Genomic DNA, 12,525 nt, shown 5'->3' on the forward strand with positions numbered 1-12,525 from the left:
AGAATATGGGGATAATTGCTTGACCTACATTATTATATTTATCATTTTCTGCCCGATTAAATGGGTGATGAAGCTGTTCCGGACGCGTAGCGGAAAAAATCTGGTCATTCAGACCGCCAAAATTGGCGATTTTATTAATATCACTCCGCTGCTCACGCACCTCGGGAAAAGTGATGCGCTGCTGAGCAGAAGCGTTGCGCCGCTCGCCAGCAATGACGCTACCCTTGAACACATCTGGTATATCGAAGAGTATCGTTCCGGCCTGCTTAAAAAGCTCAAATTGGTCTGGCATTTGCTTAATCGCTACGACAATATTTATCTGCTGCACCCGACCAACCTGAATCTGTTTATTGCCGCCTGCTGCAATGCGGATAATAAGCAGTTTCTGTCCAGCTATCGCCGCAAGGGGTATCAGAACCTCTTCTATTACACCGCAAGCGGCGAAGTACAGCATGAAAAAAATACGCTGACGCTGGAAAACTATCTGAAGCTCGCCGATCGCTCTTTCACTAAAGAGAGTTACCCCAAACACGCGACGCTGCCGCTATGGCAGCCTGATTCACTGCCCCCAGAGATCGCAGCGTGCGCGGGAACGCGTATCGGTATCAGTGTGACCGCCGGTAATCAGGCCAAAACCATTCCGCCCGCTATCTGGCAGCGTTTGTTTGACCACCTGAGCGACCTTCACTGCACCTTTTTTNCGCCAAATGAACAGTCGCGCGTTCAGGAGCTATTCAAAACAGCGGGGCATCGCGACAACCTGATCAGTCTGGTGGGGAAAGTGTCGCTGGAAGCGCTACCGGCCGTTATCGGCGAAATGGATTTCTATATCGCCTCCGATTCCGGCAATGTATACATCGCTGATGCACAGCAGGTACCGGTGATTCTGATTTATGGTCCCTGCTGTGTAGAAGAGCAGAGGCCGCTGGGCGATGTACTGCTGATTGGTCCTGACCATATCGCGCCCTCTTCTTTTGTATTTGATGCGCAATATAAATTCGCGCATCCGGTTGAACAGCTTTTCAACCTGGATCAGCGTAAGCTGAGTGATATCCACGATTTTATTCGCACCCGACAGCAGCAGCGTCTGGCGCGTCGAAACAATGAAATGACCTCATGACAGCCCAACCAGAACATTCCACGCCATTACTCAGCCTTATCATTCCGATGTTCAATGCCGGTACTGAGTTTGCTGCCTGCCTCCAGGCGCTGTTAGCCCAGACGCTGACCGATCTTGAGATTATCATCGTCGATGATGGCTCAACTGACGGCTCCGGCGAGCAGGCAGACGCTTACGCTGCACGCTATCCGCATATCCGTGTGATCCATCAGGCCAACGGCGGCGTGTCACGGGCGCGAAATGCCGGCCTGGCGATCGCGCGCGGTAAGTACGTCAGCTTTCCCGACGCCGATGACACCATGGATGCGACGATGTACCAGACGCTGACAGAAATGGCAGAGCGTGATGGACTTGATGCGGCACAGTGCAACGCCGAGTGGTATTTCAAAGCGAGCCAGCGTACCAGACCGCTTATTCCTCACGATCGTCTCACCAGCACCGCTGTGCTGAGCGGACCTGAGTGGCTGAACACCGCGCTCAGAACGCGGCGTTACATGCATGTTGTCTGGCTCGGCATCTATCGCCGTGAGCTGATTACGCGCTGCAATCTGCTGTTTGAGCCGGGACTGCATCATCAGGATATTCCCTGGACCACGGAATTTATGTTTAACGCCACGCGCGTGCGCTATACCGATCGTGTGCTCTATCGCTACTACATGCATGACGCTTCCATCAGCAACCGCAAACGCACCGGCCAGCGCAATGTAGAGTATCAGCGTCACTACCTGAAAATTGCGCGCATGCTGGAAGAGCTGAACCAGCGTTATCGCCGTCATATCCGCATTTATCCGATGTTTCACTACCAGATCACGCATGAAGCGCTCAGCGTCTGTCACGCTATCCGGCGCGAGCCTGAAGCGGATGCGCGGCAGGCGATGCTGGCGGATCTGTTCAGTACAGGCACGCATAAACGTATGCTGCGCAATGCGCGTGGCCTGAAACAGTGGTATCAGCTGCTGCTGTGGCTGAACCGCATTTATCGCTGGCGCCAGAAATAAGCACCACTGCTCGCTTTAACCCCTTTCGGGTTTGCCCTACAATCGGCTCACTGAATCCTGAGATCAATAAGTATGGCAAGCCCGATTCCAGCCCGGTTCACCCCACAATCTATTTTAGTGATCAAACTGCGCCATCATGGTGACATGCTGCTGACAACGCCTGTCATCAATGCGCTGCGCGCGCGTTATCCTGATGCACATATCGATGTGCTGCTCTATAAAGAAACCCGGCCGATGCTGGAAGCGCATCCGGCAATTCGCCAGCTGCATATTATCGATCGCAGCTGGAAAAAAGAGGGCAGCCTGCAGAAACTGCGCCATGAACTGGCGCTCCTCTCCGCCGTTCGCGCCTGCCGCTACGATCTGGTGATCAACCTCGCCGACCAGTGGCGCAGCGCCATTATTACCGGCCTGTCAGGTGCTGCGGTGCGCATTGGCTTTGCCTATCGCAAACGCGACAACGCCCTCTGGCGCTGGTGCCACAATCAGCGCGTCTCCACCACCCGGCATCATCAGCTGCATACGGTTGAACAGAATATGAGCGCGCTGGCTCCGCTCGGAATCGACGTAACAAATGCAGTCGCATCGATGCATTTCAGCGAAGCCGATCGGCAGAAAGTAGATGCTTTGCTGGCGCAGCAGCAGATCGCCGGGCCATTTATTGTGCTGCAGCCTACGTCGCGCTGGGTATTTAAATGCTGGGACGATGAAAAGATGGCGCAGCTGATCGCGGCGCTCTCTGATGAAGGGCATACCCTGGTGCTGACGGCAGCACCGGATAAAAAAGAGCTGGCGATGATAGCGCATATTCAGTCGCTCTGCTCCACCTCACGCGTGGTATCCCTTGCCGGCCAGCTGTCGCTGCCGCAGCTGGCCGCGCTGATTGATGCGGCGCAGCTCTTTATTGGTGTCGACTCTGCGCCGATGCATATGGCAGCGGCGCTGGATACGCCCTGCCTGGCGCTGTTCGGGCCGACGAAGCTGCAGCACTGGCGCCCATGGGGCAATAATAACCGGGTGATCTGGGCAGGTGATTATGCGCCGCTGCCGTCGCCCGATTCGATCGATACCCGCACGGAGCAGCGCTATCTTTCCGCCATTCCGGTCGCCGATGTGCTAACCGCCGCAAGGAGCTATTTGCATGAATAAAATACGTCTGGCTATCGTCCGGCAGAAATATCGCCCGGACGGCGGAGCCGAACGCTTTATTTCACGCGCGCTGGAGGCGCTGGATAGCGAGCAGCTGGATCTCAATATCATTACCCGCAGTTGGCAGGGCACGCCCAATCCCGCCTGGCATCTGCATATCTGCAACCCGGCAAAGTTTGGCCGCATCTCCCGCGAGCGCGGTTTTGCACGTGCAGCGCGCGCCTGCTGGGAGCGGGAACAGTTTGACCTTGTTCAGAGTCACGAGCGCATCGCCGGGTGCGACATTTTTCGTGCCGGCGACGGTGTACATCGGGTCTGGTTAGAGCAGCGGGCGCGCATTGTTTCCCCGTGGCAGCGTCTGAGTGTAGCGCTCAGCCCCTACCATCGCTATGTGCTGCAGGCTGAAGCGGAGATGTTTAACGATCCGTCGCTCAAAGCGGTGATCTGCAACTCTGAGATGGTGAAGCGGGATATCCTGCGCTACTTCACGCTGGATGCCGGCAATATTCACGTGATCCACAATGCCATCGACAGCAAACGCTTTCAGCCCGCGACACCCAGCCTGCGCCATGCGGCGCGCCATCAGCTGCGGCTGCCGCAGGATGCGCACGTAATGATCTACGTCGGTTCCGGGTTTGAGCGCAAAGGGCTGAAAGCAGCAATTGAAGCGGTGGCGCAAACCGATCGCTATCTGATTGTGGTCGGTCAGGATAAACAGCTGTCGCGCTATCAGCAGCTGGCAAACCAGCTTAACTGTCTTGATCGCCTGCGCTTTGCCGGCGTTCAGCAGGATGTGCAGCCGTTCTATCACGCCGCCGATGCGCTGCTGCTGCCAACGCTGTACGATCCGTTTCCGAATGTGGTTCTGGAAGCCATGGCCTGCGGACTGGCGGTGATCACCAGCACCGGCTGCGGCGGCGCCGAGTTTATCCGCCAGGGTGAAGAGGGCTTTGTCTGCGACGCGCTGGATATCCGCGCGTTAAAAGAGGCCGTGCTGGCGGTGCCTGCCCTGTCAGACGACGATCGGATGGGCGCCGCCGCCCGCCGCCGGGTGGAACCTTACGGGCCTGAGCGGCTGGCCAATGCGCTGACCTCGCTCTACCAGCGCGTGCTGAACCCGCGCTGACGAAGTGATGTGAGCAGGCGGTGAATTTCTGATAGTATGCCGCCTTTCTCCGGTTTTTTGACGCGAATATGTCGTAACGATAACTATGACGACCCTGTATACCGCCCTGCTCTATCTGATTCAGCCATTTATCTGGCTGCGCCTGTGGCTGCGCGGTCGCAAAGCGCCGGCCTACCGTAAACGCTGGGCTGAACGATATGGCTACTGCACCGGCAAGGTAGAGCCGCACGGTATCGTGCTGCATTCAGTATCGGTAGGTGAAACGCTGGCTGCGGTACCGCTGGTGCGGGCGCTGCGCCATCGCTATCCGTCACTGCCCATCACCGTGACCACCATGACGCCCACCGGCTCAGAGCGCGCGCAGTCGGCATTTGGTAAAGATGTACACCATGTTTACCTGCCTTACGATCTGCCCGGTGCCATCAACCGGTTTCTGGATACGGTTGATCCGCGTCTGGTGATCATCATGGAAACCGAGCTGTGGCCAAATATCATTCGCATCCTGCACCAGCGCGAGATTCCGCTGGTCATCGCCAACGCCCGTCTCTCTGAGCGTTCCGCCCGCGGCTATAAAAAGCTGGGTGGCTTTATGCGCGATCTGCTGCAGAGCATCACGCTGATCGCGGCGCAGAACAGCGAAGATGGCGACCGCTTTCTCAGCCTGGGCCTGAAACGGTCGCACCTGGCGGTCACCGGCAGCCTGAAATTTGATATCTCCGTTACGCCAGAGCTGGCGGCCAGGGCCGTTACGCTGCGGCGTCAGTGGGCATCGCGCCGTCCGGTATGGATTGCCACCAGCACGCACGAAGGTGAAGAGGCCATCGTGCTGGATGCCCACCGCCAGCTGCTGCAGCAGTTTCCCGATCTGCTGCTGATCCTGGTGCCGCGTCATCCTGAACGCTTTAAGGATGCATGTCATCTGACGCAAAAACGCGGCTTTACGTTTATGCTGCGCAGCAGCGGTGCGGTTCCTTCCGCCACCACACAGGTCGTGGTTGGCGACACCATGGGTGAACTGATGCTGCTGTATGGCATTGCCGACCTCGCTTTTGTCGGCGGCAGCCTGGTTGAACGCGGCGGTCATAACCCGCTCGAACCTGCTGCTCATGCCATCCCGGTGCTGATGGGGCCGCACACCTGGAACTTCAAAGATATCTGCGCCAAATTGCAGCAGGCAGAGGGGCTGATCACGGTCAGTGACGCCGCTGCGCTGGAGAAAGAGGTCGCCAATCTGCTGCAGGATGATGACTATCGTCGCTATTATGGCCGTCACGCCGTTGAGGTTTTGCATCAGAATCAGGGCGCGCTGCAGCGCCTGCTGCAGCTGCTGGAGCCTCACCTGCCACCGCGAGCACACTAATTTATGTCACAACGCCAACGTCTTTCGGTCGTGATGATCGCCCGGAATGAAGCTGAACTGCTGCCTGACGCGCTGGCATCTGTTGCCTGGGCTGATGAAATCATCCTGCTTGATTCGGGTAGCAGTGACGCCACCGCAGAGATTGCCCGGGCGCAGGGCGCGCAGGTTTATGAAGCGCTGCCGTGGGCAGGCTATGGCAAACAGCGCCAGCGCGCGCAGGCATTCGCTACCGGAGAGATGATCCTGATGCTGGATGCTGACGAGCGCGTGACTCCGGCGCTGCGCCGCTCCATTGAGCAGGTGCTGTGCCAGCCGCCTTCTGCCACGGTTTATAGCCTTAGCCGCAGCAATTTTTTCCTCGGCCGTTTTATGCGTCACAGCGGCTGGTATCCGGATCGCGTAATGCGCCTCTATCCGCGCCACCTCAGCTATAACGACAATCTGGTGCATGAGTCGCTGGAGACGCAGGGCGCGCCCGTGGTGACGCTGCCTGGCGATCTGGCGCACCTCACCTGCCGCGATCTGATCGCGTTTCAGCGTAAGCAGATGAACTATGCCGAAGCCTGGGCGCAGGAGCGCTTTCAGCGCGGCAAGCGCTGCGGCCTGTTCGCCATTTTCTCCCATACGCTGGGGGCGTTTGCCAAAACACTGCTGCTGCGCGCCGGCTTTCTGGACGGAAAACAGGGCTGGATCCTGGCAGTGGTTAACGCGCAGTATACGTTCAATAAATATGCCGCGCTCTGGGCGCTGCACCATACTTCTGCACAAGGCCGCGTATGAGTACGAAAGCGATATATCCCGGCACGTTTGACCCGATGACGCTCGGACACCTTGATATCGTCACGCGCGCGGCCCGCATGTTTGATCGTCTGGTCGTGGCGATTGCTGCCAGCCCCGGTAAGAAACCGCTGTTTACGCTGGACGAACGCGTCGATTTAGCGCGTCAGGCCACCGCGCATCTGACTAACGTTGAGGTCGTGGGCTTTAATGAGCTGATGGCTGATTTTGCCCGGACGCAGCAGGCGAACGTACTGGTACGCGGCGTGCGGGCGGTGGCTGATTTTGAGTACGAATCACAGCTGGCACAGATGAACCGCCATCTGCTGCCCGCGCTGGAAACGGTATTTCTGCTGCCGTCGCAGGGCTTCTCATTTGTGTCGTCGTCGCTGGTAAAAGAGGTGGCGCGTCACGGCGGTGACGTGCAGGCATTCCTGCCTGCCGTCATTCATCAGGCGCTGCTGGCCAGACTGCAGCAGCCGTGATCAGTGCTGACAGTGCGGACACCAGAAGGTGCTGCGCTGTCCATGCCGGCCGCTGAGGATCGGCGTGCCGCAGGCGCGGCAGGGTTCGCCAGCGCGGCCATAGACCTGCAGCTGCTGAGCAAAATAGCCTGGCTTCCCGTCAGTCTGTAGAAAATCGCGCAGCGTGGTGCCTCCCTGCTCAATAGAGCGCAGCAGCACCGCTTTTATCGTGTCCACCAGCTGCGTCGCTTCCGCCTCGCTCAGGCTTCCCGCCGCCCGATCCGGCAGTATACCGGCGGTAAACAGCGACTCACTGGCGTAAATATTGCCCACCCCGACCACAATCTTATTGTCCATCAGCCACTGCTTGATGGCGGTACGCTTGCCGCGCGAGCGGGTAAACAGATAGTCGCTGCTGAAGGCGTCGCTGAGCGGCTCCGGTCCAAGATGGGCCAGCACGCTGCTGCCCGCCGGATCGGCGCTCCAGAGCCACGCACCAAAACGTCGCGGGTCGGTATAGCGCAGCACTTTGCCGTTACTCATGACCAGATCGACATGGTCATGCTTTTCTGCCGGCTGTTCACCGGGCAGAATGCGCAGGCTGCCGGACATGCCGAGATGAATGATGATCCAGCCATGGGGCAGCTCCAGCAGCAGATACTTTGCCCGCCGCTGCACGCTCAGGACCGGCTGATCGCTCAGCGCGTGGATTTCACTGGAAACCGGCCAGCGCAGGCGCCCATTGCGCACAATAGCGTGCAGAATGGTTTCCCCCACCAGGTGAGGCTCAATACCGCGTCGGCTGGTTTCTACCTCAGGTAATTCAGGCATCGCATCTCCTCAACGTGTTGACATAGCGCACAAACAAAAAACCCGGCCGGAGCCGGGTTTTTCGCAAGAACACCAAAATTACTTAATTTTGGCTTCTTTGTAGATCACGTGCTGACGTACAACCGGATCGAACTTTTTCAGTTCCAGTTTCTCAGGTTTAGTACGCTTGTTCTTCGTGGTGGTATAGAAGTGACCTGTACCAGCAGAGGAAACCAGCTTGATCTTCTCACGAATACCTTTAGCCATGATTCAGTTCCTTAGTACTTCTCACCACGGGCGCGGATTTCGGCCAGAACCGTATCGATGCCCTTTTTATCAATAACACGCATACCTTTAGCAGATACACGCAGAGTAACGAAGCGCTTCTCGCTCTCAACCCAGAAACGGTGAGAGTGCAGGTTCGGCAGGAAACGGCGTTTCGTCGCGTTCATTGCGTGGGAACGGTTGTTACCGGTCACCGGACGCTTTCCAGTTACCTGGCAGACTCGTGACATTTCTATTCTCCAAAAATCAAATCAGCTCGAGCTTTAAAAACATAGGTTTTGGCCGCCTCGTCAGGCCTTAGCCCGCCAGGCGAGTTCCATGTGAACCCGCTAAGCTGGCCCAAACGCCAAACCCGAGATTCTCAAAGGTGGCGTAGTATACGCCGCTCAGCTCAAGTGCTCAAGTCCCGAACAGATAAAGATCCCTCCGGATCGCGCAAAAACGCCGTATTTCTGCCCGATTGAGGCGTAAAACTATAGCCAGCCGCGCTCAGCGAATGAGGTAAACTCGCCGTGACCGATCACCAGATGGTCCAGCAGGCGAATACTCAGCAGCGCGCACGCCTGAGCAATTTTGGTGGTAATTTCCCGATCAGCGCGGCTCGGATCGGCGTGTCCCGAAGGGTGATTGTGCGCCAGAATCACCGCTGCGGCGTTGATTTTCAGCGCTTCCCGCACAATTTCGCGCGGATGAACCTCCACGCTGCTGATTGAGCCGGAAAACATCTTCTGTGCCTGCAGTACCCGATGCTGGTTATCAAGAAACAGCACCATGAAAATTTCCCGCTTCTCATGGGCCAGTACGCTTTGCAGATAGTGACGTGTGACCTGCGGATTCTCCATCACATTTTCACGCGCCAGCTGGCTGGCAAAAAAACGCCGTCCCAGCTCGGCTATCGCGTGCAGCTGGGTCAGCTTTGCCCGGCCAACGCCTTTAATCAGGCTCAGTTCTCGCTCGCTGGCGGTCATGATGCGATACAGTGAGCCAAACTCATTGAGCATCTGCCGCGCCAGCGCCATAACGCTGATGCCGTGCGTACCGGTGCGCAGAAAAATCGCCAGCAATTCGGCATCCTCCAGCGACTCTGCGCCCGCCTGTATCAGTTTTTCCCGTGGTGCCAGTTTCTTCATTACGCTACTCCCTGTGGCGGAGGATCAGAATGCGCGCTGGCGGTCAGCGATGCCAGTACTGCATTTCTCTTTTCAGAGATGCCTCGCAAAGGGCACGGTCGGTGAACAGGCGGCCGGACGGTTTTATGATAAAGTTGGCCTGTCTGCTGCGCCGGGCGCGGCATCATGCGTTAAGTAGAGGCAAACAACATGACTGGATTAGCCGGGAAAAAAATTCTGCTGGGCGTCAGCGGCGGTATCGCTGCCTATAAAGCGCCGGAGCTGGTGCGACGTCTGCGCGATCGCGGCGCCGAGGTGCGCGTAATGATGACCTCCGCAGCCCGGGCCTTTATTACCCCGCTCAGCCTGCAGGCGGTCTCCGGCTATCCGGTGTTTGATGACCTGCTCGATCCCGCTGCCGAAGCCGCGATGGGTCATATTGAGCTGGCTAAATGGGCTGACCTGATTGTACTGGCTCCCGCCTCGGCTGATTTAATCGCCCGCATTACCGCCGGGATGGCCAACGATCTGGTAACTACCGCCTGTCTCGCCAGCGACGCGCCGCTGGCGCTGGTACCGGCGATGAATCAGCAGATGTACCGCGCCGCCATCACGCAGGAGAACCTGCAGCGCCTGCAGCAGCGCGGCGTCATGATCTGGGGACCGGATAGCGGCAGCCAGGCGTGCGGTGACACAGGACCAGGCCGTATGCTCGATCCGCTGGCGATTGTGGCACATGCGCTTCAGTGGGCCGAGCCAGTCCGCGATCTGCAGCATCTCAGTATCATGATTACCGCGGGTCCGACCCGCGAAGCGCTGGATCCGGTGCGCTATATCAGCAACCACAGCTCAGGCAAAATGGGCTACGCGATAGCAGCCGCCGCGGCCCGACGCGGTGCCCGCGTCACGCTGGTCTCCGGTCCGGTCACGCTGGCCGCCCCCGCCGGCGTGCAGCGTATCGACGTGACAACCGCGCTGGAGATGCAGGCGGCGGTGATGGCGCAGATCGGCCAGCAGCATATCTTTATTGCCAGTGCCGCCGTGGCGGACTATCGCGCGGCAACCGTTGCAGCTGAAAAAATGAAAAAACAGGGTGACGACGATAACGTCACGCTGCAGCTGGTGAAGAACCCGGATATTGTCGCCGGCGTGGCGGCACTGCAGGAAAATCGTCCCTACGTAGTGGGATTTGCCGCCGAAACCCGGAATGTGGAAGAATACGCGCGGCAAAAACGCGTACGGAAAAATCTGGATCTGATTTGCGCTAACGATGTCGCGCAGGCGGGTCAGGGTTTCAACAGCGACACCAATGCGCTTCACCTTTTCTGGCAGGAGGGAGAAAAACGCTTACCGCTCAGCGATAAGTCGCTCCTTGGCCAACAGTTAATAGACGAGATAGTCAGCCGTTATGATGAAAAAAATAGACGTTAAAATTCTTGATGCGCGCGTTGGCAGCGACTTTCCGCTGCCCGCTTACGCCACCTCTGGCTCTGCAGGTCTCGACTTACGCGCCTGCCTTGATGAGGCGCTGGAGATCGCGCCAGGTATGACTACCCTGGTGCCAACCGGCCTCGCCATCCATATCGCTGACCCGACGCTGGCCGCGGTGATCCTGCCGCGCTCCGGCCTGGGTCACAAGCACGGTATCGTGCTCGGTAATCTGGTCGGCCTGATCGATTCTGACTACCAGGGACAGCTTATGGTTTCAGTCTGGAACCGCGGTCAGGAGCACTTTACCCTGCAGCCGGGCGATCGTCTGGCGCAGCTGGTGTTTGTGCCGGTGGTACAGGCGGAATTTAACCTGGTCGAAGATTTTGATACCAGCGATCGCGGTGCAGGCGGTTTTGGCCACTCTGGCCGTCAGTAAGTTACCACTCTTCATTTAGCCATCTTGTTAACGCATGTCGCTGCAGGTAATTACCTGCGGCAGACAGGCAGGTATTGCCTGTATTTAATGAATTTCAGGGGTGTTGAAGGTCATGGCAGAGAAAAAAGTCGCGAAAAGGAACCGTCGCGAAGAGATTTTGCAGACGCTGGCGCAGATGCTGGAGTCAGGGGATGGCACCCAGCGAATTACCACCGCCCGGCTGGCCGCTAACGTAGGCGTTTCCGAGGCGGCCCTCTACCGCCACTTCCCCAGTAAAACACGGATGTTTGACAGTCTGATTGAGTTTATCGAAGAGAGTCTGATTACCCGCATCAATCTGATCCTGAATGACGAAAAAGAGACCACGACACGATTGCGTCTGATTGTGCAGCTTATCCTGGGATTTGGTGAGCGTAATCCGGGGCTGACGCGTATTCTGACCGGCCACGCGCTGATGTTTGAACAGGATCGCCTGCAGGGACGTATTAACCAGCTGTTTGAGCGCATTGAAACGCAGATGCGTCAGGTGATGCGCGAAAAGAAAATCCGCGACGGAGAGGGATTCCGGACAGATGAAGCCCTGCTGGCCAGCCAGCTGCTGGCGTTTTGTGAAGGCCTGCTGTCGCGCTTTGTCCGTTCTGAGTTTCGCTACAGTCCGACCGCGGAGTTTGACAGCCGCTGGCCGCTGATAGCCGCGCAGCTGATTTAATCTCTTGCCTGCCGGGCCAGGCGTGTACCAGCGCGCCTGCTGCGGCCGTCACTGATGGCGGCCGCAGTGCGGTTTCAGATACCGTATTCGTTACGGTAAGCGCGGACCTTCGCCAGATGGTCTGCCATCTCCGGCTTCTCAGCCAGATAATCAATCAGATCGCTCAGGGTAATAATGGCGGTGACCGTACAGTGATAGTCGCGCTCGACTTCCTGAATCGCTGATATCTCCCCGCGCCCGCGCTCCTGGCGATCGAGTGAAATCAGGACGCCAGCCAGCGTGGCATGATGCGCGCTGATAATCTCCATCGATTCGCGAATCGCCGTACCGGCGGTGATCACATCATCAACCAGCATCACTTTGCCTTCCAGCGGACTGCCCACCAGCAAACCGCCTTCACCGTGATCTTTTGCTTCTTTACGGTTAAAGCAGTAGGGCACGTCGCGATCGTGATGGTCGGCCAGCGCTACAGCGGTGGTCGTGGCGATGGGAATACCTTTATACGCCGGGCCAAACAGCAGGTCGAAACTGACACCGCCGTCAACCAGCGCCTGCGCATAGAAACGCCCCAGCAGGGCCAGATCGCGTCCGCTGTTAAACAGGCCGGCATTAAAAAAGTAGGGGCTTTTTCGTCCCGACTTCAGGGTAAACTCACCAAATTTCAGCACCCCTTTATTCAGGGCAAATTCAATAAACTGACGCTGCCAGGCTTTCATCTCTCACTCCTCAAATAAAGAAAAGGCGACCCGGA

Annotated in this window: 15 protein-coding genes; 10 read left to right on the top strand and 5 right to left on the bottom strand. The window is 57.6% G+C overall.

What is annotated here, in order from left to right; translation table 11 throughout:
* Positions 1-19: 19 nt before the first annotated feature.
* From F3I15_RS14565 to coaD, 7 genes are all read left to right on the top strand, one after another.
* Positions 20-1,120, top strand: a complete 1,101-nt coding sequence (locus F3I15_RS14565) for a glycosyltransferase family 9 protein (protein WP_150018402.1) — start codon at positions 20-22, stop codon at positions 1,118-1,120.
* Complete coding sequence (locus F3I15_RS14570) at positions 1,117-2,118, top strand: glycosyltransferase (RefSeq protein ID WP_150018403.1); 1,002 nt, start codon at positions 1,117-1,119, stop codon at positions 2,116-2,118. The genes F3I15_RS14565 and F3I15_RS14570 overlap by 4 nt, the downstream gene beginning before the upstream one ends.
* 72 nt (positions 2,119-2,190) lie before the next feature.
* Complete coding sequence (gene rfaQ, locus F3I15_RS14575) at positions 2,191-3,267, top strand: putative lipopolysaccharide heptosyltransferase III (protein WP_150018404.1); 1,077 nt, start codon at positions 2,191-2,193, stop codon at positions 3,265-3,267.
* Entirely contained in the window at positions 3,260-4,393 is a 1,134-nt protein-coding gene (locus tag F3I15_RS14580; protein WP_150018405.1) for a glycosyltransferase family 4 protein, read from the top strand. Before rfaQ ends, F3I15_RS14580 begins: the two co-directional genes overlap by 8 nt.
* A gap of 85 nt (positions 4,394-4,478) precedes the next feature.
* Positions 4,479-5,753 (top strand): lipid IV(A) 3-deoxy-D-manno-octulosonic acid transferase, encoded by a 1,275-nt coding sequence (gene waaA / locus F3I15_RS14585; RefSeq protein ID WP_150018406.1) that lies wholly within the window; start codon positions 4,479-4,481, stop codon positions 5,751-5,753.
* Between the two features lie 3 nt (positions 5,754-5,756).
* On the top strand, positions 5,757-6,533 hold the full coding sequence (locus tag F3I15_RS14590) for a glycosyltransferase family 2 protein (RefSeq protein WP_150018407.1): 777 nt from the start codon (positions 5,757-5,759) through the stop codon (positions 6,531-6,533).
* The gene (gene coaD, locus F3I15_RS14595; RefSeq protein ID WP_039381263.1) at positions 6,530-7,015 is read left to right on the top strand and encodes a pantetheine-phosphate adenylyltransferase; all 486 of its coding nucleotides are present in this window, start codon (positions 6,530-6,532) and stop codon (positions 7,013-7,015) included. Before F3I15_RS14590 ends, coaD begins: the two co-directional genes overlap by 4 nt.
* Here coaD and mutM read toward each other — a convergent pair whose 3' ends face one another.
* The 4 genes from mutM to radC all read right to left on the bottom strand — a co-directional run bounded on the left by mutM (position 7,016) and on the right by radC (position 9,219).
* Positions 7,016-7,825 (bottom strand): bifunctional DNA-formamidopyrimidine glycosylase/DNA-(apurinic or apyrimidinic site) lyase, encoded by an 810-nt coding sequence (gene mutM / locus F3I15_RS14600; protein WP_150018408.1) that lies wholly within the window; start codon positions 7,823-7,825, stop codon positions 7,016-7,018.
* A 78-nt stretch (positions 7,826-7,903) separates the two neighbouring features.
* Positions 7,904-8,071 carry a 50S ribosomal protein L33 gene (gene rpmG, locus F3I15_RS14605; protein ID WP_001051798.1) on the bottom strand — a complete coding sequence of 56 codons (168 nt, stop codon included), beginning with the start codon at positions 8,069-8,071 and terminating at the stop codon, positions 7,904-7,906.
* An 11-nt stretch (positions 8,072-8,082) separates the two neighbouring features.
* A complete protein-coding gene (rpmB, locus tag F3I15_RS14610) occupies positions 8,083-8,319 on the bottom strand; it encodes a 50S ribosomal protein L28 (RefSeq protein ID WP_010616494.1) in 237 nt (78 codons plus the stop codon).
* 243 nt (positions 8,320-8,562) lie between these two features.
* Positions 8,563-9,219 carry a DNA repair protein RadC gene (radC, locus tag F3I15_RS14615; RefSeq protein WP_150018409.1) on the bottom strand — a complete coding sequence of 219 codons (657 nt, stop codon included), beginning with the start codon at positions 9,217-9,219 and terminating at the stop codon, positions 8,563-8,565.
* 189 nt (positions 9,220-9,408) lie between these two features.
* On the opposite strand from radC, the gene coaBC reads away from it, so the two are divergent.
* From coaBC to slmA, 3 genes are all read left to right on the top strand, one after another.
* The gene (coaBC, locus tag F3I15_RS14620; RefSeq protein WP_150018410.1) at positions 9,409-10,629 is read left to right on the top strand and encodes a bifunctional phosphopantothenoylcysteine decarboxylase/phosphopantothenate--cysteine ligase CoaBC; all 1,221 of its coding nucleotides are present in this window, start codon (positions 9,409-9,411) and stop codon (positions 10,627-10,629) included.
* Positions 10,607-11,065: a dUTP diphosphatase gene (dut, locus tag F3I15_RS14625; protein WP_039381277.1), complete on the top strand. Its 459-nt coding sequence runs from the start codon at positions 10,607-10,609 to the stop codon at positions 11,063-11,065. The genes coaBC and dut overlap by 23 nt, the downstream gene beginning before the upstream one ends.
* A gap of 112 nt (positions 11,066-11,177) precedes the next feature.
* A complete protein-coding gene (gene slmA / locus F3I15_RS14630; RefSeq protein ID WP_094111963.1) occupies positions 11,178-11,774 on the top strand; it encodes a nucleoid occlusion factor SlmA in 597 nt (198 codons plus the stop codon).
* Positions 11,775-11,848: 74 nt separating this feature from the next.
* Here the strand turns inward: slmA and pyrE are convergent, their stop codons facing one another.
* Complete coding sequence (pyrE, locus tag F3I15_RS14635) at positions 11,849-12,490, bottom strand: orotate phosphoribosyltransferase (RefSeq protein WP_150018411.1); 642 nt, start codon at positions 12,488-12,490, stop codon at positions 11,849-11,851.
* Positions 12,491-12,525: the final 35 nt, after the last annotated feature.

Source organism: Pantoea sp. M_9 (genome assembly GCF_008631385.1).
Classification (GTDB): domain Bacteria; phylum Pseudomonadota; class Gammaproteobacteria; order Enterobacterales; family Enterobacteriaceae; genus Pantoea; species Pantoea eucrina.